14 protein-coding genes are annotated in these 21,304 nt (G+C 66.1%); 9 read left to right on the top strand and 5 right to left on the bottom strand.

Going from position 1 to position 21,304, the window contains the following annotated elements:
• The first annotated feature begins 20 nt into the window (after nt 1-20).
• Genes bcsA through ACFSGJ_RS12690 form a run of 4 tightly spaced genes read left to right on the top strand, consistent with a single transcriptional unit; the run spans nt 21 to nt 7,076 of the window.
• Complete coding sequence (bcsA, locus tag ACFSGJ_RS12705; RefSeq protein WP_390262314.1) at nt 21-2,381, top strand: UDP-forming cellulose synthase catalytic subunit; 2,361 nt, start codon at nt 21-23, stop codon at nt 2,379-2,381.
• On the top strand, nt 2,378-4,534 hold the full coding sequence (locus ACFSGJ_RS12700) for a cellulose biosynthesis cyclic di-GMP-binding regulatory protein BcsB (protein ID WP_390262311.1): 2,157 nt from the start codon (nt 2,378-2,380) through the stop codon (nt 4,532-4,534). The genes bcsA and ACFSGJ_RS12700 overlap by 4 nt, the downstream gene beginning before the upstream one ends.
• The gene (locus ACFSGJ_RS12695; protein WP_390262308.1) at nt 4,531-5,646 is read left to right on the top strand and encodes a glycosyl hydrolase family 8; all 1,116 of its coding nucleotides are present in this window, start codon (nt 4,531-4,533) and stop codon (nt 5,644-5,646) included. The genes ACFSGJ_RS12700 and ACFSGJ_RS12695 overlap by 4 nt, the downstream gene beginning before the upstream one ends.
• A complete protein-coding gene (locus tag ACFSGJ_RS12690; protein ID WP_390262306.1) occupies nt 5,631-7,076 on the top strand; it encodes a hypothetical protein in 1,446 nt (481 codons plus the stop codon). The genes ACFSGJ_RS12695 and ACFSGJ_RS12690 overlap by 16 nt, the downstream gene beginning before the upstream one ends.
• A 12-nt stretch (nt 7,077-7,088) precedes the next feature.
• On the opposite strand, the gene ACFSGJ_RS12685 is transcribed toward ACFSGJ_RS12690, so the two are convergent.
• From ACFSGJ_RS12685 to ACFSGJ_RS12675, 3 genes are all read right to left on the bottom strand, one after another.
• Nucleotides 7,089-8,063 (bottom strand): GGDEF domain-containing protein, encoded by a 975-nt coding sequence (locus ACFSGJ_RS12685; protein ID WP_390262303.1) that lies wholly within the window; start codon nt 8,061-8,063, stop codon nt 7,089-7,091.
• A 141-nt stretch (nt 8,064-8,204) separates the two neighbouring features.
• Entirely contained in the window at nt 8,205-9,275 is a 1,071-nt protein-coding gene (locus ACFSGJ_RS12680; RefSeq protein WP_390262301.1) for a hypothetical protein, read from the bottom strand.
• A gap of 18 nt (nt 9,276-9,293) precedes the next feature.
• A complete protein-coding gene (locus ACFSGJ_RS12675) occupies nt 9,294-10,154 on the bottom strand; it encodes a viral aspartic protease (RefSeq protein WP_390262298.1) in 861 nt (286 codons plus the stop codon).
• 405 nt (nt 10,155-10,559) lie between these two features.
• Here ACFSGJ_RS12675 and ACFSGJ_RS12670 point away from each other — a divergent pair, with 405 nt between their 5' ends.
• Both ACFSGJ_RS12670 and ACFSGJ_RS12665 read left to right on the top strand, forming a co-directional pair.
• A complete protein-coding gene (locus ACFSGJ_RS12670; RefSeq protein ID WP_390262295.1) occupies nt 10,560-12,926 on the top strand; it encodes a putative bifunctional diguanylate cyclase/phosphodiesterase in 2,367 nt (788 codons plus the stop codon).
• A 169-nt stretch (nt 12,927-13,095) separates the two neighbouring features.
• On the top strand, nt 13,096-14,127 hold the full coding sequence (locus ACFSGJ_RS12665) for a glycosyl hydrolase family 8 (RefSeq protein ID WP_390262292.1): 1,032 nt from the start codon (nt 13,096-13,098) through the stop codon (nt 14,125-14,127).
• Between the two features lie 9 nt (nt 14,128-14,136).
• Here ACFSGJ_RS12665 and ACFSGJ_RS12660 read toward each other — a convergent pair whose 3' ends face one another.
• Nucleotides 14,137-14,706 (bottom strand): hypothetical protein, encoded by a 570-nt coding sequence (locus ACFSGJ_RS12660; protein ID WP_390262289.1) that lies wholly within the window; start codon nt 14,704-14,706, stop codon nt 14,137-14,139.
• Nucleotides 14,707-14,937: 231 nt separating this feature from the next.
• Between ACFSGJ_RS12660 and ACFSGJ_RS12655 the strand changes: the two genes are divergently transcribed.
• The gene (locus ACFSGJ_RS12655; protein WP_390262285.1) at nt 14,938-16,383 is read left to right on the top strand and encodes a sensor domain-containing diguanylate cyclase; all 1,446 of its coding nucleotides are present in this window, start codon (nt 14,938-14,940) and stop codon (nt 16,381-16,383) included.
• 9 nt (nt 16,384-16,392) lie between these two features.
• Here ACFSGJ_RS12655 and ACFSGJ_RS12650 read toward each other — a convergent pair whose 3' ends face one another.
• Entirely contained in the window at nt 16,393-16,953 is a 561-nt protein-coding gene (locus ACFSGJ_RS12650; protein ID WP_390262283.1) for a TetR/AcrR family transcriptional regulator, read from the bottom strand.
• A 97-nt stretch (nt 16,954-17,050) separates the two neighbouring features.
• Here ACFSGJ_RS12650 and ACFSGJ_RS12645 point away from each other — a divergent pair, with 97 nt between their 5' ends.
• Both ACFSGJ_RS12645 and ACFSGJ_RS12640 read left to right on the top strand, forming a co-directional pair.
• Nucleotides 17,051-18,169: an efflux RND transporter periplasmic adaptor subunit gene (locus tag ACFSGJ_RS12645; RefSeq protein WP_390262281.1), complete on the top strand. Its 1,119-nt coding sequence runs from the start codon at nt 17,051-17,053 to the stop codon at nt 18,167-18,169.
• Entirely contained in the window at nt 18,166-21,276 is a 3,111-nt protein-coding gene (locus tag ACFSGJ_RS12640; RefSeq protein WP_390262278.1) for an efflux RND transporter permease subunit, read from the top strand. Before ACFSGJ_RS12645 ends, ACFSGJ_RS12640 begins: the two co-directional genes overlap by 4 nt.
• Nucleotides 21,277-21,304: the final 28 nt, after the last annotated feature.

The following is a 21,304-nucleotide window of genomic DNA, read 5'->3' as shown; positions in this document are numbered from 1 at the left end:
CCGCCAGAGAGGCCCGGACCATGCCGACCAGCCAGACCAGACCCGCACCGGCGACCTATCTGATGCTGCTTTTGTGGCTGGTCATGCTGGTGCCGATCATGGTCATGGTGATGGCGCCGACCTCGACCTTCACCCAAGGGCTGCTGGGGGTGACGGCGGTGATCATCGTCGCCCTTCTCAAGCCCTTGTCCGAGCTGCGCCCGGTGCGGTTCCTGTTGATGGCGACGGCCAGCGTGATCGTGCTGCGCTACTGGTTCTGGCGGCTGACGACGACGCTGCCGCCGCCGGGGCTGACGCCGGATTTCATCTTTGCCGTCGCGCTGTTCGTGGTCGAGACCTATGCGATCATGGTTTTCTTTCTCAACGCGCTGCTGACGGCCGACCCGACCGAACGTCCCATGCCGCCGCAGGTCGCGCCCGACGATCTGCCGACGGTCGATGTGCTGGTCCCGTCTTATAACGAGCCGATCGAGATGCTGAGCGTCACGCTCTCGGCGGCGAAGAACATGATCTACCCCACGCACAAGCGCACGGTCGTGCTGTGCGACGATGGCGGCACGGACCAGCGCTGCATGTCCGACAACCCCGAACTGGCCAAGGCGGCGCAGGAACGCAGGCGCGACCTGCAGGCGCTTTGCGCGGAGCTGGGCGTGACCTATTCCACGCGCGAACGCAACGTCCATGCCAAGGCCGGCAACATGTCTGCGGCGCTGGAGCGGCTGAACGGCGATCTGGTCGTGGTCTTTGACGCCGATCACGTCCCGAGCCGGGATTTCCTGGCGCGGACGGTCGGCTATTTCGTCGATGACCCCAAGCTCTTTCTTGTGCAGACACCGCACTTCTTCATCAACAAGGACCCGATCCAGCGGAACCTCGACCTCAGCCCGCGCTGCCCGCCCGAGAACGAGATGTTCTACAGCTTCATCCACCGGGGGCTCGACCGCTGGGGGGGCGCGTTCTTTTGCGGCTCGGCGGCGGTTCTGCGGCGCGAGGCGCTGGACAGCGTCGGCGGCTTTTCCGGCGAGACGATCACCGAGGATGCGGAAACCGCGCTCGACATCCATTCGCGCGGCTGGAAGAGCCTATACATCAACCGCGCCATGATCGGCGGCCTGCAGCCCGAAACCTTTGCCTCCTTCATCCAGCAGCGGGGCCGCTGGGCCTCGGGGATGATGCAGATGCTGATGCTCAAGAACCCGCTTTTCCGGCGCGGGCTGGGGCTGACGCAGCGGCTTTGCTATCTCAACTCCATGAGCTTCTGGTTCTTCCCGCTTGTGCGGCTGACCTTTCTGCTCGCGCCGCTGATCTACCTGTTCTTCGGGATCGAGATCTTCGTTTCGACCTTCGACGAGGTCGCCGTCTATGTGTTCACCTATATGGCGATCAGCTTCATGGTGCAGAACGCCCTGTTCGCGCGCTACCGATGGCCGCTGATTTCCGAAATCTACGAGGTCGCGCAGGCGCCCTATCTCGCCACCGCGATCTTCCGCACGATCTGGAAGCCGCGGGCCGCGAAATTCGCCGTGACCGCCAAGGACGAGACGCTGGCCGAGAACTATATCTCGCCGATCTACTGGCCGCTGCTGACGCTGTTCCTGCTTACCTTTGCGGGGCTTGTCGCGCTTGGCATCCGCTGGGTGGCCTTTCCGGGCGACCGCGCGGTGCTGATGGTGGTGGGCGGATGGGCGATCTTCAACTTCCTTCTGGTGTCGCTCGCGCTGCGCTCGGTCGCGGAAAAGCAGCAGCGCCGCGCCGCGCCCCGGACGGACACCAACGTTCCCTCGACCGTCTGGCTGGATGGGGCCCCCGATGAGGTCTTCGACGGCACCGTGCTCGACGCCTCGACCAGCGGCGCGAAACTGCTGGTGGCGCGCCCGCGCCGGTTCGACAGCGCCGATCAGCAGCGCCGCTTTGCGCCGGGCGACGTCATCGTGTTCCGCCCGAAACTGCCCGAGGCGCCGCATATCGAACAGCCGGTGCGCGCGACGATCCGGTCCGCCGGGTCGAACCCCGAAGGGGCCGTGCTGGGGCTGAGCTTTCTGCCCAACCAGTCGGTCGCCGTGCAGGGGGCCGTGGCCTATCTGATCTTTGGCGACAGCGAAAACTGGGTGCGGGTGCGCCAGTTCTCGCAGCGGCGCAAGGGGATGCTGGCCGGGATGGGCTATGTCTTCTGGCTGGCGCTGCGGTCCATCCCCAAGACCTTCATGGATTTCGCCCGCGAGCCCGCACGGCGCAAGCGTGTGGCAACCGCCGGAACACGGCGGCGCGGCGCGCATCTTCTCGCCTTCGGGGCGGATTTCGTGGAAGAGGCGGCGCAAGCCCCCCGCCCCGTGCCCGCCGCGGTGGAGCAGGACGTCGGTTACATGGGAAAAGGCACATGACGCGGAAGGACCGTCTGCGGCGGACGTGCTGCGCCGTTTTCATGGCGCTGGGGCTTGCGGGGGCTTTCGCGCTGCCCGCCCCCGCGCAGGAGGGCGAGGAAGCGCCGCTGATCCAGATCGTGCCGGTGCCGCCCTCGGGCGGGGCCCTGCCCGAACCCGGGGCCGAGCCGGAACAGTATGCCCCCGCGCCGATCCAGCGGGATCTGGGCGGACGGGCGCCGCAGCCGCGGATGCCGGTCGTCATGCCGCTGCTGAGCACTGCTCCGAACGCCGCCGACCAGAACGGCATCCTGCGCGTGCAGGGAGAATATGCGAGCGAGGCGTTCCGCCTGTTCCTGCCGCCGATGACGCAGGCGGCGCAGCTGACGCTCAGCTATCGCTCCACCATCAACGTGCTGCCGGAACGGTCGCTGGTGCAGGTCTTTGTCAACGGGCGCGAGGCCGGAAGCTTTGCCCCGTCGAGCTTTGCGGGTTTTTCCCGGGTCAGCCTGCCGGGCACCGACCTGCGCCCCGGGGTGAACGATGTGCGCATCGTCTTTCGCCATCACCACCGGATATTCTGCGGCACGGATGTAAGCTTTTCGCTCTGGTCCGAGCTGGACCTGCGCCAGAGCGGCGTCCAGGTCGCCGATTTCGGCGATCTGCCGGATGCCGAGGCCTTTGTGGCGGGCATCGCGAGCCATGTGGCGCGCGGCCAGCCGCTGGAAATCCGCAGCCCCGCGCCGGGTCACGACACCCTTGCCCGTGACATCGCCGCGCGGCTCGGAAACCGGCTGGGCCTTTATCTGCCGGTGCGCGAGGTGTCGTCCTGGGCCCCGGCGACTGGGCCCGCGGCGGCGGCGCGGATCAGCATCCTGCCTGCGGGCAATGGCGGCACCGGGTTCCGGCGCGGCGGGGACGGCGCGATCGTGCTGGTGCTGGAAGAGGGCACGCCGCTGTCGGAAATCGACCGGCTGGTTCCCGACCTGCCGCCGCCGCCCCGGACCGCGCTGCTGCAGCCGGGGGTCACGACGCCGATTTCGGACCTCGGCTATGCGGATCACGGCACGACCGCGCATTACGACCGGTCGGATGTCATCTTCCGGATGCCCGACGACTGGCTGATCCTTGCCTCCCAAAAGGCCGAGCTGGGGTTCGACTACGGATTCTCGGACGGGCTGCCGGCAGGTGCGCTCCTGCTCGTCAAGGTGAACGGCGAGACGGTGCGGCTCCTGCCGCTCGATACGGGGGCCGAGGAGCGTCTGCCGCGGCTTCAGATCCGGTTCAACGCGCGGATGCTGCGCCCGGGCGTGAATGCGATCACCTTCGAGGCGATGATCCCCGGCGATCCGCCCGACCAACCCTGCCCGGTGCGTCATGGCCCGATGCTGACGATCTATGGCGATACGGACCTGACCGTGCCCGACAGCCCCGACATGGCGATGGCGGACATGGGCACGGCGCTGGCGCGGCTCGACGGGTCGCGCATCGCCACGCCCCCGGAGGCGCTGGCGCCCGAGCCCGGCCCCGCCGGCATCCTGCCGCTGGCGGGCATGATCCGCCCGCTGATCCCGGTTCAGGAGGGCGCGGAGCCGCCGCAACTGATGGTGATCGGTCCTGCGGATGCGCCGCTCATGCCGCTGGGGCTGACGGGTGTGACGGCGCAGGGGCTGGTCAACGTGATCTCTGCGCGTCCCGCCGGGACGGCCACAGGCGCGGATGAGGTCCCGCCGCTGGAACGGGCGCGCCTGTTCCTGCGCAACCTTGTCACCGACGATGCGGGCCGGGCCGAAGACTGGCTGGCCGCGCAATCGGGGGTCGCGGTACTGGTTCAGCCCGATCCCGCGCAGCCCCGGTCGCTGTGGCTGCTGGTTGCGCCCCGCACCGACCTGACCTGGCTTGCGGGCGAATTGTCGGCCGCGCGCGATCAGGCGGGCGGGCCTGCGGGCCAGATCGCCGTCCTGCGCGCTGATGGAAGCTGGTCGAACTGGCGCGACCCGGCGCAGCCGCCACGGATGCTCGAACCCTTGTCTGCCGCCAATCTGACTGTGGTTCTCGGGTCTTACGCCTCATGGGCGCCGCTCGGGTTCATGGGAATTCTGCTTGTGCTTGCCTGGCTATCCGGTCTTGTTGCGTTAACCTTTGTTCTGGCTACACGGGAGCGCCGGAGATGATCGACAGACGCAGGGCCCTTTCACTGGCGCTGGCCGCAGGGGCAAGCGCCAGCCTGGCCGGGTTCGGCGCCCGCAGGTCCGAGGCGCAGCAGGCGGGCGCACAGCAATCGGGGCTTGTGATGTCCGAACATCCCCTGCAGCAAAGCTGGCAGGCGTGGAAGGCGCGTTACATGACGCCCGAGGGCCGGGTGATCGACGACGCCCAGGACGACGCGAGCCATTCCGAAGGGCAGGGCTACGGCCTGACGCTCGCGGTGACATTCGGCGACCAGGACGCCTTTGCCCGGATCTATGAATGGACCGAAACGAACCTGACGCTGCGCCAGGACCCGCTGCTGGCCTGGCGCTGGCATCCGGATACCTATCCGCCCGTGCCCGATCGCAACAACGCAAGCGACGGCGATCTCTTTTACGCCTGGGCGCTGATGCGGGGCGGGCGGCTCTTCGGGAACCCGGCCCTCACCGCCCGCGCGAACGAGATCGCGACGACGCTTGCCAGCCATTGCATCGTCGAACATCCCGACGGGGGTGGGCGGCTCTTGTTCCTGCCGGCCGCGGCGGGGTTCGGCACGCCGGACGGGTTCATCATCAACCCCTCCTATTACATGGCGCGCGCGATGCGGGAACTGGCCTCGGCCTTCGGGATCGGGACGCTGGCCACCTGCGCGAATGACGGGCTCGCCCTGCTTGCGCAACTGGGGCAGGCGGCGCAGATGCCCGACTGGATCGAGGTGACGGCACAGGGGATGCGTCCGGCCGAGGCGTTTTCCGCCGACAGCGGCTATGAAGCGATGCGGGTGCCCTTGTTCCTGCTCTGGTCCGGAGCGCAGGAAAATGCGGCCCTGGCGACGTTCAGCCGGGCGCATGAGGCGGCGGCGGGCGACGAGGACGGCACGCCCACCCGTTTCGACCGGCTGAGCGGCGCCGTGCAGGAACGCAGCGCCCATGTGGGCTACGGCGCGCTGCCGGCGCTGGCGCGCTGTGCCGCAAGCGGGATGGCCGGGTCGTCGATGCCGCCCTTTACCGACAACCAGCCTTACTACCCCGCGACGTTGCAGCTGATGACGATGATTGCCCAAGTGGAGGTCTATCCGAGATGCGTCCCCATCTGAGCTTTGTGCCGGCGCTGGCGCTTTCGCTGGTCCTTGCCCTGCCCGCGCTGGGGCAGACGCCCGGCGATCAGGATCTGGAGGCCTTGCGCTTTTACCTTTCCCAGCAGGATCAGGCCTCGGCGCAGGCCGAGTTGCAGCGGCTGCAGGCGGCCTTTCCGAACTGGACCCCGCCCGCCGACATCAACACGCTGCGGGTGACGCAGCCCTCGGTCGAGATCGACGAGATCTATCGCCAGATCGCGCGGGGCGACGTGGCCGGGGCGCGCCGCACCATCGAGACCACGCAAGGCACCTATCCCGGCTGGTCACCGCCGGCCGAGATGACGAACCTGCTGAGACTGACCGAGGCGCAGCAGCAATTCGACCAGGCGGTGACGCAAGGGCGGGCGCAGGATGCGATTACCATCGCGCGCAACACGCCCACGCTCCTGCGCTGCGACCGGGTGAACAATGCCTGGCAGCTGGCCGAGATGCACCAGCAGTTGCAGGACACCGCGAATGCGCTTTCCACCCATCGGGGCGTTCTGAATTCCTGCACCAACTTTTCGGAAATCGTCGCCACGCTGGAAAAGGCGAGCGTGATCGCGAGCCCGGCGCAGCTTGATGAGCTTTTCGCGCTGGTGCGGCCCCGGTTCCCGGCGAATGCCACCACGCTCGACGAATTGCAGACCCGGCTGCGGGGTGGACAGCCTGCCGCGCCCGCCACTGCCCCCGCCACTGCGACGCCGGCAGCCCCTGCCGCCCAGCAACCGGCGCGCCCCGCCGCGACCCCCGCGCCGCAGGCGCAGCCGCAGCCGCAGGCCGCTCCGCCGGCACAGGCCGCCACGCCCGCCCCCTCGGCCGGGTCGCCCTTCGCCGGATTGCCCGCCCGGGGCGACGGCCGCATCGCGCAGGTGCGTGCGGCGGCAAGCGCCGGTGACTGGGCCTCCTGCCTTGCCCGGTCCGCCCGTCCGCGTTCCGCCGAGGTGCTTTATGAACGGGCCTGGTGTGCCTATAACGCCGACCGTTCGCTTGAGGCGCTGGCGGCGTTCCGGGTGGCGGAACGGGCGGGGCTGGGCGCGACCGTGACGCGCGATGCGCGGTTCGGCATGGCGCTGGCCTATCTCGCGAACAACATGACCGAAGAGGCCGCGCGCCTTGCCGCCGTCACCGACCTGACCGGGCAGCAGCGGCTGGAGGTGGAGACGATCATCCTCGACCAGCGGGGCGTGCGCGCCTATCAGCTGCGGGATTACGCGCAGGCGGTGAGCTATTTCAACGCGCTCGAACAGCTGCAGGGCCATCTGCGCCGCGATCTCGCGATGCTGCGGGGATATGCCTATCTGAACAGCGGCAACCGGATGCAGGCGCGGGCCGAGTTCGAGCGGCTGAACCAGCAGCTTTCGACCGCCGAAACCCGGCAAGCGCTGGCCGCGACGGCCGATTACTGACGGGATCTCCGCTCAGGCCGCTGCCGTCACGCAGCGGTCGCGCCCCCCGGCCTTGGCCTCGTAAAGCAGGGCATCGGCGCGCCTGATCCAGTCGTCGATATCCGCGATTCCTGGGGCAAGGGGCACGACGCCAAAGCTCGCCGTCACGCGCAGCGCCGGATAGTCTGGCAGCGTCATGGCGCCGATTGCCGCGCGCACCCGCTCGGCCACGGCAAGCGCCTCGGTCGGGGGGGCCTGACGCAAAAGAATCGCGAATTCCTCGCCGCCCATGCGGCCGATTACATCCTCGTCGCGCAGGACCGACCCCGCGGCAGCCACGGCGCCCGACAACACGGCGTCGCCTGCGGCATGGCCATGGGTGTCGTTGATCGCCTTGAACCGGTCGAGGTCGAACGCGATCAGCGCAACGGGCGCCCCTGATCCGCGGGCGCGGGTCAATTCGTCGGTCATCGCCTGCCGGAACCGCCGGCGCGTGACGGCCCCGGTCAGCGAGTCGCGGTTCGCGATCACCTGCAGTTCCAGTTGCGACACGATCAGCCGGGCGAAGTTCATGAGCACCGCCGCATCGGCGTCGCTGAAGCTGCGGGGCTTTGTGTCCACCACGCAGACGGCGCCGATATTATAGCCCGAGGGTGTGGTCAGCGGTGCGCCCATATAGGCGCGGATCACCCCCTCTGTTGTGATGGGATGGGCCTGATAGCGCAGGTCGCGGGCAAGATCCTCGATCCGCAGGACCGACGCGCCCCGGATCGTATAGTCGCACAGCGCCCGGCCGCGGGTTGTTTCGGTGTCGGGAATGCCGCGCCGCGTGAGGAACCACTGCCGGTCATGATCGATGAGGGTGATCGCCGCCTTGGGCACGCCAAAGATCGACTTGACCAGGTCGATCACGCCTTCGAATTCTGCGGCGGGCGCATGGTCGAGCACCTCATAGCGGTAAAGCGCATCAAGCCGTCCCTGTTCGTCGATGCGGATGGCAGCGGTCATTCGGTTTCTCCGTTCCCTGCGACTGACGGCTTTCGGGGCGGTATCGCGGTCAGCTTCCGGCTGCGAAAATAGGCGCAGGACGCGGGAAAGGCAAAGCGATGTGGCGCAGATATCCGAAAGAGAGCGCCGCGGCGCCGGTTTTCAGAACTCCAACGGGGCGAAATTCACCGAAAAGAGGATTTGCGAATAGCTGTAGAAATCGATGGTTGAGGCATTGCGCATCGCCCCCAGCGAGATCGACATCTGCGGCGTGACGGTCTGGGCAAGGGTGATTCCATAACTTTGGTCTTCCCGCATCTGGCCGAGGAACATGCCGCCCCGCGCGCCCTCGTGCCAGAGGCTGAGCGCGCTGCTGCGCCCCAGCATCCGCCAGCGGATCTCGCCGTTGAGCCTGTGGCGCATCGCGAAGGTTTCGCCCAGGGGCTCGCCCAGCGTCAGCGCGAGGTCGGTCGCGAACCCGTCCCAAAGGGCGGTCCAGCCGGCGGTGGCGATGGTCTGGTCGCGCTCCGACAGGAACCGCCGCCCCAGCCCGCCCCGGATTTCGTGATAGCTGCCGGGGTTCGGGCCGGGGGCCGCGAAAAGGTGGCCCAGTTCCGCCCCGACCTGCGAGGTCTCGGACCGTCCAAGCCTGCGGTCGGACCGGATCGCCTCGGCACAAAGATCGAGGAACGTCCAGCCGGTGACCTGATTGCGGCTGCAGGCTTCGACGCGCAGAAAGCTCCGCCCGATGTCAAGCTCGGGCGCCCATGCCCCGCCCGCCGAGATCTCGGCCGAGACGAAGCGTCCCTGTGCCCAGGCCATCCGCCCCGAGGCGCTGGCGGTCGCGCCCAGCGTCCAGCCCGGCTGCGCGCGCGAGGCCTCATCGGCCTCAAGCACCCAGTCGCCGAGATAGAGCCGCCAGACATGCAGCCCGCCATTCACATTGGGATCATAGCCCGCCTGCGGCTGGATGCTGAAGCGGCGGTCGACGATCTCGGGCGGCCCGCCTTCGTGGTAGAAGCCCTGCCGGACAAGGTCTGCGCGCAAAAGCTCGGTCTGGACGCGAAAGGCCGCGCCATCCTGCATCGCCCGCCCGATCGCGAAAATGCGCATCCGCTCGGACGAGGTCAGGAGGGCGGACTGACCAAGCTCGAAGCTGCGGGCCTGTGCGGGCACCCCCGTCGCCAGAGCGAAAAGCAGGGTGCAGAGGGCAAGGGCGGCACGTCCGATCATGCGAAGGGGCGGCCCGCCTCAGCGGTTGGGATGCCGGCCCCAGAAGATGCCGTCGGCCCGAAGCGGATCGCCGGCGGCCCCGCCGACCGAATAGAGGCCGGATGTCGTCAGCCCCTCGACATCCTGCCGCAGCATGTGCTGGGTCGCGTGGACGTTGCCGCGCAATTCGCCGGTAACGGCTGTAGGCGTAGCGCTCTCGCCCAGATAGGCGATCATGCTGATCTGGCCGCCAAAGACGCCGGTGCGCACGTTGAAGGGCAATTCGGCATCTATCTCTGTGCGGAGCTGGTCGACCTTGTTGTCGCCGGTTCCATAGGTGGTGTCCGTGCGGAGGTCGATCAGCGCCGTCTCATCCCGGAAATCCAGCCGCAGGTTCACAAGCTCGCCCCGGCTGCGGACAAAGCTGCCATCCGCAAGGGTGGTGTATACCTCGGTCTGACCCCGGAAAAAGAAGCGCCCGTTGGCATCGCCAAGCTGATCAACCGGTACCGGGCTGAAACGTTCCTGATCTGCGGTCAGCCTGAGCACGCGCAGAACGGTCTCTTTCTCGTCGACAATCTCTATCTCGGCAACGACCTCGAGGTTCATCGTGGTCTGGTTGACGATATTACTGGCGGCCAGAAGGTTCTTATACTGCTCTGGCCGTGTCTGATTGCTGTCGAACTGCTGGAGGACAAGCCTGTCTTCGTCGTCGGTCGCGAGCTCTCGCCGGATGCGGTTCCGGGAGTTATGGTCGTTCTTGTAGAACTGGAACCGGGTCGTTTCGATGGGTCTGCCGTCGGGCAGGGGTTCGCTGGTGCCGCCCCCCGTACCACCGCCCCCGCAGGCTGCCAAAACCAGCAACGCCGTTGCGCTGCAGATCAACCCAGATCGCGTCATTTCGGGGGGCCTCCTGCCCGGGGGTGCACATGAGGCGGAAATTGGTGGATTCGCCCCTGCCGGCGCAAGCTTTTTCTTAACCCTTTCGTGCAATTCCACGCGGCCGGGCAGCGCGGACACGCCCTGGCCGGGACGGGGCAACGGCGGCCCATGGCGGGGCGACCTCGCAACAAATAAAGGTTTGTTTCTAAATCAGGATATTGTTTCGGCAATTCTGCTGTGCGAGCATAGGTCCGTTAAACGGTTCCTGCGCCGCAGATGTGGAGGGGACTTTTTCTGGTGGCCTGCGGCGGCCGTCCAGAAAGGGGGCTTGCGGGTGTCATGTGACCTTTGGAACGAAAGGCTGCCAAGCCTGTGGGGCACCGGATTGTCCTGCACGGGCGCGGCTGTCCCGGGGGTGCGGGCATGAAGGGCGGACCTCCAACGGCAACGGAAACGGCGCGCCAGGGGGCTGACGGTCGCCTGACCCGGTTCCAGGGATTTGTGGTCAACGTGCTGCACGATATCCTTCGTGCGCCGGGCGTCGACACGGACGCGCGAATTGAAGATGCGCTTGGCCAGATCGGACTCTTTCTTGGTTGCGACCGGACATATGTCTTTCGTGTACGCGATAAGGCACTGCTGGATAATACGCATGAATGGGCGGCCCCCGACATCGAGCCGATGCGCGATCATCTGCAGGGTCTGCCGCTGGACATGATTGACCCCTGGATGCCCGAGTTCCTGCAACGGCGCGCTGTGCGGATCGATTCCGTGGCCGATCTGGACGATTCCCGTCCCGAAAAGGAAACGCTGGTCATGCAGGAGATCCAGTCGCTTCTTGTCGTGCCGATGATGCATGACGGGGCGCTGGTGGGATTCGTCGGTTTCGACCGTGTGCGGCGGCAGAAGAAGTTTTTGCAGGGCGAGGTCTATCTGCTGCAATCGGCGGCGGACGTCATCATGTTCGTGCTGCTGCGCCGGGACACCGAGGCGCAGGCCCGCGCCTCGGATCAGGCGCTGCGGGGCGAACGGGTCTTTCTGCGCAGCATCCTGGAAACGGCGGGATCGGCCATCATCGCCTTTGACGAGGGGCAAGACATCGTCTTTTCCAACCAGCAGGCGCGCAAGATCCTGGCGCAGCTGCACCGGCCCGGAGAGGGAGAGCGGGGAGAGCAGCCGGGCGACCGGCCGGGCAGCGCCGCGCAGGATTATCTGGGGCTGATCGCGCAGCAGGTGCAGGAAAGCGGCCGCGCGATCCGCGACGTGCAACATGTCGTGCATTATGCGGACGGATCGCGGCACATCCTGTCGGTCAATGCGGCGCCGGTGCCTGCGGGCGATCCGTCGAACCCCGCGCGCATCGTCTGTTCCATCACCGACCTGACACGTGAGGTGGCGATCCAGAATGCGCTGCAATCGGCACTGAGCGATGCGCACCAGCTTGCGTTTTTCGACACGCTGACCGGCCTGCCGAACCGCCGTCTGGTCATAGAGCATTTGCGCCGGCTCGCAGAGGAACATGGGCTCGCAGGCGGGCATGCAGCGCTTTTGACGATTGATATCGACCGTATGCGCGGCATCAATGAATTGCACGGCGTGCAGCAGGGCGACCGCGTGCTTATCGAGATCGCGCGCCGGCTGGGCGAGATCGCGGCCAACGCCAACCAGCTTGGCCGGATCGCAGGCAGCGAGTTCACGTTTCTCCTGCCCGGTCCGTTCGAGAATGCGGCGCAGGCGACGGCGGTCGCGGATCATTTTGCAGAAGAGATACTGGAGGCCGTCCGGACCCCGATCGACAGCTGCGACACCACCGTGTCCGCAACGGCAAGCATTGGCATCGTCGTCTTTCCGGCGGCAGAGGGTACGGAGTCGGTTCTGGATCACGCGGGGGCGGCGGCCCGCACGGCCAAGCTGGAGGGGGGCGACGGGATCGCATGGTTTCACGCCGAACTGCATCACCGGGTGGTCGCCCAGGCGCAGCTTGACGCCGATCTGCCGGGTGCGCTTGCGCGGGATGAATTTCTTCTGTTCTATGAACCGCAGATCCGGTGGTTGGGCGGGACGCGCCGGATCATCGGTTATGAGGCATTGATCCGCTGGATGCATCCGCAGCGGGGACTGCTGTCTCCGATCGAGTTCATCGGACATGCGGAACAGACCGGGATGATCTCCGAGATCGACGACTGGGTTCTGCGTGAAACATTGCGCCAGGCAAAGATCTGGAACGATCTCCGGAGCTCCGCCGATTTCGTGTTATCGATCAATGTCAGCCCGCGACGCTTTGCCGAAGAGGGCTTTGCCGAACACGTTGAAAGAACGGTGCGGCAAAGCGGCGTCAATCCGCATCAACTGCGTTTTGAGTTGACCGAACGGAGCCTGATCAAGGATGCCGAACAGGCGCGCGAGGTGATGCAGCGGCTGAGTTCCATGGGCATCGGCCTTGCGCTGGACGATTTCGGGACCGGGTTCTCTTCGCTTCGTTATCTGCATGACCTTCCGGTGACGATGCTCAAGATAGACCGGTCATTCGTGCGCAACCTGTGGGAATCGGAGCGCAACGGCACGATCATCAATTCGATCCTGTCGCTGGGACGCGACCTCCGTCTCGACGTGATGGCCGAAGGGGTGGAAACGCGGGCGCAACTCGATTGGCTGGCGGCGCAGGGTTGCAGCCTGTTCCAGGGCTATTATTTCGCCCGCCCGCGTGCCGCGGCCGAGATCGCCATCGACTTTGCCACCCATATGCAAGAGATCGGCGGCGACGGTCCGGACGAGCCCCGCCGAGGGTGAGCGGCGCCGCCGCCACGGTCCCAAGATAATTACAAAATTCGTGAATCTTTGTGAAACCCTCTTGAACCAAACCATGCCTGCGGCGTTTGGGTTTCGTGCTATGGTTCAGGATGCGTGATCCTGCGCTTCGGAACCGGAGATTGGACACTCAATGAGACGTCGGGACATAATGGCTCTCCTCGCATTGCCGTTGCTGGGCACCCCCTCCATGGCGCAAAGCGCTGTCGACCGGCAGGAAGTCTGGCAGGCTGCCTGGGAAGACTGGAAAACCGATTTTCTGCGTCCCGACGGCCGGGTGGTCGATGAATTCCAGTCCGATGCGAGCCACTCCGAAGGTCAGGGCTATGGCATGGTCCTGGCCACCGAATTTGGCGATGCTGAGAGTTTCCGGCTGATGAACGACTGGGCTCAGTCGCAGCTTGCCATTCGGCAGGACGCGCTGATGGCCTGGCGGTGGTTTCCGCGCCGGTTCGAGGCCGTGCCGGACTTGAACACGGCAAGCGATGGCGACCTGTTCCGCGCCTGGGGGCTGGTCCGCGCGGCGACCCGGTTCGGCGAGCCGCGCTATCTGGAGACCGCCCAGCGGATCGCGCAGCATCTCTTGTGGATCTGCGTGGCCGAGGATCCGCGCCGTCCCGATGACCTCGTGCTCTTGCCGGGGGCCGAGGGGTTCCGCAAACCCGATGCTGTGACGGTGAACCCGTCCTATTACATGCCGCTCGCCATGCGGGAAATCGCGCAGGCGACAGGTCTTTCGGAGTTCCGGCGTCTCGCGGCCGATGGCGAGGCGCTTCTGGCCGAGGCCGCGCAGGCGCGGATGGCGCCCGACTGGGTCGATGTCACCCGGGCCGGACTGCGTGACCCGGAACGGCTGTCCTATGCCTCGGGCTATGATGCGCTGCGCGTGCCGCTGTTCCTGATCTGGTCGGGGCGGGCGTCGCACGCGGCGGTGCACTCCGCGGCCCGCGTCTATCGCGAAAGCGGCGGCGGCACCCATGCGCCCACGGTGGTCGAACCGAACGGACATGTGCGCGAAACGAGCAGCCATGGCGGCTATCGCGCGATCCAGAGCCTCGTGACCTGCGCGGGCAATGGCGGGGGGATTCCGCGCTATGAACGGGGGCAGGGCTATTTCCCCTCGACCCTGCATCTGATGTCCTATGTCGCGTGGCGCAGCACCAGCGGCAACTGCCTGACCTGACGCACGCCGTCAGAGCGACCGCGCCACAAGGCCGATCGCGACGATACCGAGATAGCCCGCAGCCCCGCGCCGCAGCGCCGGTGGCAGGCCCCGGCCGCGCGACAGCGTGGCGCCGAGCAGCAGCCACAGAACCGCCACGCTACAGATCGCGGCCGCCAATGTGCCGAACCATGGCAGCAACGCGCCAGGGGTCCCGCGCGGCATGAGCGCGAGGCCGATCACCAGCGCCTTGGGGTTGAGCAGCGTCGTCACGAACACATCCCGAAAGGCCACCACCGCGGCTGCGCCCTGTCCCTCGCTGGCCTGCGGCAGGCGCCAGAGCTTCACCGCCAGAAACGCGACCCAGAGGCCTGCGGCGGCCGTCACCGCCGACATCGCGGCGGGGCGCGCATCGAGCCATGGCCCGGCCACAAGCGTGACGGGAACGACCACCATGAGATAGGCGCCAAGCTCGGCCGGAAGCAGGCGCAGCGCCCGCCGGAACCCGTTCGAAGCCGCCGCGACCGCCAGAAGCGTATTCGTCGGGCCGGGTGTCAGAAGAAGCCCGACAACGCTGACAAGAAAGAAGGAAAGGGACATGGCATCTCCTGTGATCGGAGCGGTGATAGGGCCTGCCGCCGCGCCGCGCCTTGCGCCAGATCAAATCCCGACCGCTTGTGCCGGTACCCCGAAGGTTGCGCTATGCGCGCGCCGAAACTGGGTTTATAGTCCCTGGACCACGGGGACGAAGGCCTCGCATGGACGGACTTACACCAAGGGCCGCCATGCCCGCGCCGCCGGCCCGGACAAGCTGCGGGCAGAGACTTTGCGATGAATGTTCAGACAACCGAGCGGCAGGAAGGCAGCACCTTCGACCTTGCGCCGGTCTCCATGTGGATCGAGGATTTCAGCGGCGTAAAGCGCAAGTTTGACGAATGGCGTGCGCAGGGCGTGACCGATATCCGCAGTTTCCTGCGCGAGGATCTGAGCCGCGTCGCCGACTGTTCCCGCCGCATCCGTATCCTGCGGGTCAATCCGCGCACGCTCGAACTTTACGGCGCGCGCGATCTCGACGATCTGGTGGCCAACCTTTCGACGGTCTTTCGCGACGACATGCTGCACAGCCATGTAAACGAACTGGCGCAGCTCTGGGACGGTCACACGTCGTTTTCCAGCATGGCGGTCAACTACACGCTGGGGGGGCGCCGGCTCGACATCCAGCTACGCGGCTCGGTGATGCCGGGATATGAGCAGAGCCTGGGCAAGATCCTTCTGACGGTCGAGGACGTGACCGAGCGCGAGGATGCGCGCCGGAGCGAGCTTGCCAGCCGTCAATATGCCGAAGGGATCTTCCGCTTCTCTCCTGTCTCGCTCTGGGTCGAGGATTTCAGCCGCATCCGCCAGATGCTGCAGGACCTGCGGTCGCGGGGCATCGTCGATCTGCGGGTCTTTACCGACGTGCACCCGGAATTCGTGCCCCAATGCATGAGCGAGATCCGCGTGGTCGATGTCAATCAGGCGACGCTCGACATGTTCTGCGCGCCGGACAAGACGACGCTGCTGGACCGGCTGGGCGATGTGTTCCGCGACAATATGGAGGCGCATTTCCGCGAACAGCTGATGGAGTTGTGGAACAACAACCTGTTCCACAGCCGCGAGGTCGTGAACTATGCGCTCGACGGCACGGAACGGCACGTGATCATGCAGTTCGCCGTCCTGCCGGGGCATGAGGATGACTGGGCGCTGGTCCAGGTTTCCCTGACCGACATCACCGCGCGCAAGAAGGCCGAGGCCTATCTGGAATATCTGGGCAAGCATGATGTGCTGACCACCCTGCACAACCGCGCCTTCTACATGGACGAGCTCAACCGGCTGGAACGCAAGCGCACCCATCCGGTCTCGGTCGTGGTGCTGGACCTGAACGGGCTCAAGCGGGTCAATGACCAGTGGGGGCATGATGCGGGCGACGCGCTCTTGCGGCGCATGGGCGAGGTCCTGAAAGAGGCGGCGCAGGCGCCCTGCAACGCCGCCCGGACCGGGGGCGACGAATTTGCGGTGGTGATGCCCCGCGCCACCGAGGCCGAGGCGATCGCGATGGTCGAGAATATCGGCCGGCTGATCGCGCTCAACAACCAGTATTATTTCAACATCCCCCTGACGGTCGCGATCGGCCATGCAACCGGCGAGGAAGGCGAGCCGATAGAGAGCATCCTGCGCCGCGCCGACATGAAGATGTATGAGGTGAAGCGGCTGCATTACAGCCTGACCGAGGACTAGGACGCCGGATCAGGCGCGCGGCGTTTCCTCGCGCACCTCTTCGGCGCAGCGGCGCAGGTGGTCGAGGATCTCGGCCGTCTCCTGCGGGCTGAGGACCTGCACGTTCATGATCTCCATGCAGCGGATGCCCTGCAGCGCGAGATAGATCATCGTCGCCTGCCGCGGATCGCGCGCGTTGGCGCGGATGCGGTCCAGAAAGGTCCGTTCATGTGTGCGGATCGGGTCCAGCAAGCCCGGATTTTCAGCAAGTGCAGCAAGAATCGCCGAAGGCGGCTTGGCCCGGCAGGCCCGATCTTCCAGGAATGTCTCGATATAGGCGGCGAGCATCCCGTCCGGCCCGCAGCACTGCGCGGGTTCGTCGAGCGCGGCGGCAAAGCGATGCATGGCAAATTCGACCACCGCCTGCATCAGGCTGTTCTTGCTGGGAAAATGATAGAGGAGGCCACCCTTGGACACACCGGCGCGCGCGGCCACTGCCTCCAGCGAGACATTGCCCGGGCCAAGCTCGCGCGACAGTTCCTCGGCGGCTTCGAGGATGCGGTCGCGGGTGTCGTTCTTCTTCTTTTTCATCGTCCGCCCGATTGACAATACCGTCCGGACGGTACAGTAAGTTCGAGTCGTTTTTCAAGCCGTTTTACGGTACTTTCCGCGCGCTCCGGAGTTTGTCATGATCAAGCGTTTCATCATTGCGATCATCCTTCTGGGATTGGTCGGCGGCGGTCTGGTCGGGTTCAATCTGTTCCGCGACAGGATGATCGCGGATTTCTTTGCGAACATGCCGGTGCAGCCCCTGACCGTTTCCACCGTCGAGGCCGAGGGTCAGACCTGGCAGCCGGCGCTGACCGCGATCGGGACGGTGAACGCGATCCAGGGCGTCGATCTGACGGTCGAGGCCGCGGGCGTGGTGCAGGAGATCCTGTTTGAGTCGAACAGCCGGGTCGAGGCCGGGCAGATGCTGCTGCGGCTCGACGACCGGGTGCAGACGGCGGATGTCGAGGCGGCGCGCACCCAGCAGGACCTCGATCGCGTGAACCTGACGCGGGCGCGCGAACTTCAGGGACGGGGCGTTGCGACCAGCTCGTCGCTCGACGCGGCCGAGGCTGCGGCGCAGGCGTCCGAGGCGCAACTGGCCCGGGCGACCGCGCTTATGGAGCAGCGCCAGCTTTCGGCGCCCTTCGGCGGGACCATCGGTCTGCCCCGGGTCGATCTGGGTCAGTATATCTCGCCCGGCACGGTCGTGGCGACGCTGCAGGATCTCGACATGATGCGGGTCGATTTCTCGCTGCCGGAACAGAACCTGCCGGTGCTGTCGCTGGGTCAGCCGCTGCATGTCCGGTTCGAGGATCAGGGCGCGGTCTTTGACGGCGAAATCACCGGGATCAACCCGCGCGTCGATCCGGCAAGCCGCATGGTCGCGCTGCGCGGCACGATCCGCAACAGCGGCGACGACGTGTCCCTGACGCCGGGCCAGTTCGTGCGCGTGCAGATCGACCTTCCGGTCGAGGAGAATATCATCGCCCTGCCGCATACGGCGGTCGTGAACAGCCTTTACGGCGACTATGCCTATGTCGTCCGCCCCCGCGAAAACGACCCCGAACAGCTTGAGGCGCGGCAGGTCTTCGTCCAGCTCGGGCGCCGTTCGGGCGACCGTGTCGAGGTGCGCGAGGGGATCTCGCCCGGCGATACGATCGTCAGCGCAGGCCAGAACCGTCTGTCGAACGGCGCGCCCGTTGTGATCGACAATACCGTCAACCCGATGGTCCGGGCGGAGGCCCTCACGGAATGAGCCCCTCGGATCTTTTCATCAAGCGCCCGGTCCTTTCGACGGTTCTGGGCTTTCTCATCATCCTTCTGGGTCTGCAGGGGATGGCGGGCCTTCAGGTGCGCCAGTACCCCGAGGTCGAAGAGACGGTGATCACCGTCACCACGATCTATCCGGGTGCCTCGGCGGAACTGATGCAGGGGTTCGTGACCTCGCCCGTGGCGGCGGCGGTCGCGACGGCGGAAAACGTCGACTATGTGACGACGGCCTCGCGCCCCTCGGCCTCGGTCGTGACGGTGAACATGCGGCTGGGCGCGGATTCCGACGCGGCCCTGACCGAGGTCATGTCCAAGGTGCAGGAGGTGCGCAGCCAGCTTCCGTCCGGCGCCGAGGATCCGAGCATCGTCAAGGGCACGGGGATGACCTTTGCTCTCATGTATCTCGCGCTGCAGAACGAGAACATGAGCGCGGAGCAGATCACCGAGTATATCGAGCGGGTGATCCGGCCGCGCATGTCCACCATTCCGGGCGTCGCCGAGATCGAGATCATCGGGGCCGCGAACTATGCGATGCGCGTCTGGATCGACCCGGTGCAGGTTGCCGGACGCGGCCTGACCGCGGCCGAGGTGATGACCGCGATCAACAGCGCCAACTTCCTCTCGGCGCCCGGCAATACCCGCAACGAATTCGTGGCCTATCCGATCACGATGCAATCCACGCTGCAGACGCCCGAAGCCTTCGGGGAAATGCCGATCTCGGGCTCGGGCAACGATGTCGTGCGCCTGCGGGATGTGGCGAGGATCGAGCTTGCGGCGGAATCCACCGATACGGTGGTGACGTTCAACGATCAGCCGGGGACCTTCATCGGCGTCTTCCCGACGCCCTCGGCCAACCCGCTCGACACGGCGGCGGCGGTCATCGCCGAGGTGCCTGCGCTGCAGGAGTCGCTGCCCGAGGGCATGACGATCACCATGGTCTACGACTCGACCGAGCAGATCTCGGCCTCGATCTCCGAGGTGTTCCGCACGATCGCCGAGGCGACGATCATCGTGACGATCATCATCTTCCTTTTCCTCGGCTCGCTGCGGTCGGTACTGATGCCGCTGCTGGCGATCCCGCTGTCGCTGGTGGGGGCACTCTTCATCCTCTTTGTCTTCGGCTATTCGATCAACCTCTTGTCGCTGCTGGCGATGGTGCTGGCGATCGGCCTCGTGGTGGATGACGCGATCATCGTGGTGGAAAACATCCAGCGCCATATCGAAGAGGGCAAGTCGCCCCGGCAGGCGGCGTTCATCTCGATGAAAGAGCTTTTCACCTCGATCATCGCGATGACCATCACGCTGATCGCGGTCTTTGCGCCGCTGATGTTCACCGGCGGCCTGACCGGCGCGCTGTTCCGCGAATTCGCGGTGACGCTGGCGGGGGCGGTGGCGATTTCGGGTCTGGTCGCGCTGACCATCTCGCCGATGATGTCGGCCCGGATCCTGAAGTCGGGCAACCATGGCCGGTTCCAGAAATTCGTCGACCGCAACTTCCTGCGGCTTGAGGGATGGTATGAGCGCAGGCTGATCGGCACGCTCGACTACCGGCCGGTGACGATGCTCATGGTCATCGTGCTGGTGGGGGTGACGGGATATCTCTTTACCAAGACATCGAGCGAGCTTGCCCCGGAGGAGGACTCCGGCGCGCTCTTTTCCCTCGTGAACGCCCCGGCGAACGCGAGCACGGATTATACCTCGACCTATGTGAACCAGATGCGCGAACTGACCCGCGACATCCCCGAGGTGAATGCGAGCTTTTCCATCGTGGGCATGGGCGGCCAGACGAACTCGGCCATTGCGCTCTGGGCGTTCGAGGACTGGGCCGACCGGAACCGGAGCCAGGCGCAGATCCAGCAGGACATCCAGGGTCGCATTTCCGCCGTGCCGGGGGTCGAGGCCTTTGTCTTCGCGCCGCCGTCGCTTCCGGGGGCGGGCGGTGGCCTGCCGATCAGCATGGTGATCCAGTCGACCGGCGATGCGTCGCAGGTCTATGAGGTCGCCGAACGGGTCCGGCTGGAGGCGCAGGCCTCGGGACGGTTCATCGTCGTGCAGAACTCGATGTCCTTTGACACGCGGCAGGTGGTTATCTCGATCGACCGGGAACGGGCGGCGGCGCTGAACCTGCCCGCGAACCAGATCGGCCAGACGCTCAGCCTGCTGGTCGGGGGCGGTGCCATCGCGCAGTTCGACCGGGATTCGAACAGCTATGACGTCATCATGCAGGTGCCGCAGGAATATCGCGACAACCCGGAACGGCTGGGCGAGTATTTCATCCGCTCGGTCACGGGGGACATGGTGCCGCTCTCGGCAGTGATCGAGGTCACGACCCGGCCCGCGCCCGTGGCGATCGAGCAGTTCAACCAGCTCAACTCGGCCACGATCTCGGCGCTGCCCTTGCCCGGCGTGTCCACCGGCGACGGGTTGCAGGTGATCGTCGATATCACCCGGCCACTGCTGCCCGACGGGTTCTTCATCGACTATTCCGGCCAGTCGCGGCTGGAGGTCACCGAAGGAAACACCATCGCCATCGCCTTCGCGCTTGCCATCGTGGTGATCTATCTGGCGCTGGCGGCCCAGTTCGAGAGCTTCCGCGACCCGTTCATCATCCTGATGTCGGTGCCGCTGTCGATCTTCGGGGTGATCGTGCCGCTGAACCTCGGGCTCGGGACGCTGAACATCTATACCCAGGTGGGTCTGATCACGCTGATCGGCCTGATCTCCAAGCACGGGATCCTGCTGGTGGAATTCGCGAACCAGCAGCGACGCCTGCAGGGGCTGAGCCGGCTGGAAGGGATCGTCAGATCCGCCCGCCTGCGTCTGCGCCCGATCCTGATGACCACGGCAGCCACCGCGCTTGGGGTCGTGCCGCTGATGACCGCCGAGGGGGCGGGCGCCGCCGCGCGGAACGCGATGGGTCTCGTGATCTTTTCCGGCATCACCATCGGGACGCTGTTCACGCTGTTCGTCGTGCCGATGTTCTATACACTCATGTCGCCGCGCGAACTGCCCCCCGAACCGGCCGGGCCAGAGCCCGAGGATGCGCACGGGGATACGCACCGGGATACGCACGGGGGCGCCGCGATCGTATGACACCGAAAGCCGGGCCTTGCCCGGCTTT

Source organism: Halodurantibacterium flavum (genome assembly GCF_042681825.1).
GTDB lineage: Bacteria > Pseudomonadota > Alphaproteobacteria > Rhodobacterales > Rhodobacteraceae > Halodurantibacterium > Halodurantibacterium flavum.
This window is presented reverse-complemented; position numbering and strand designations above follow the sequence as displayed.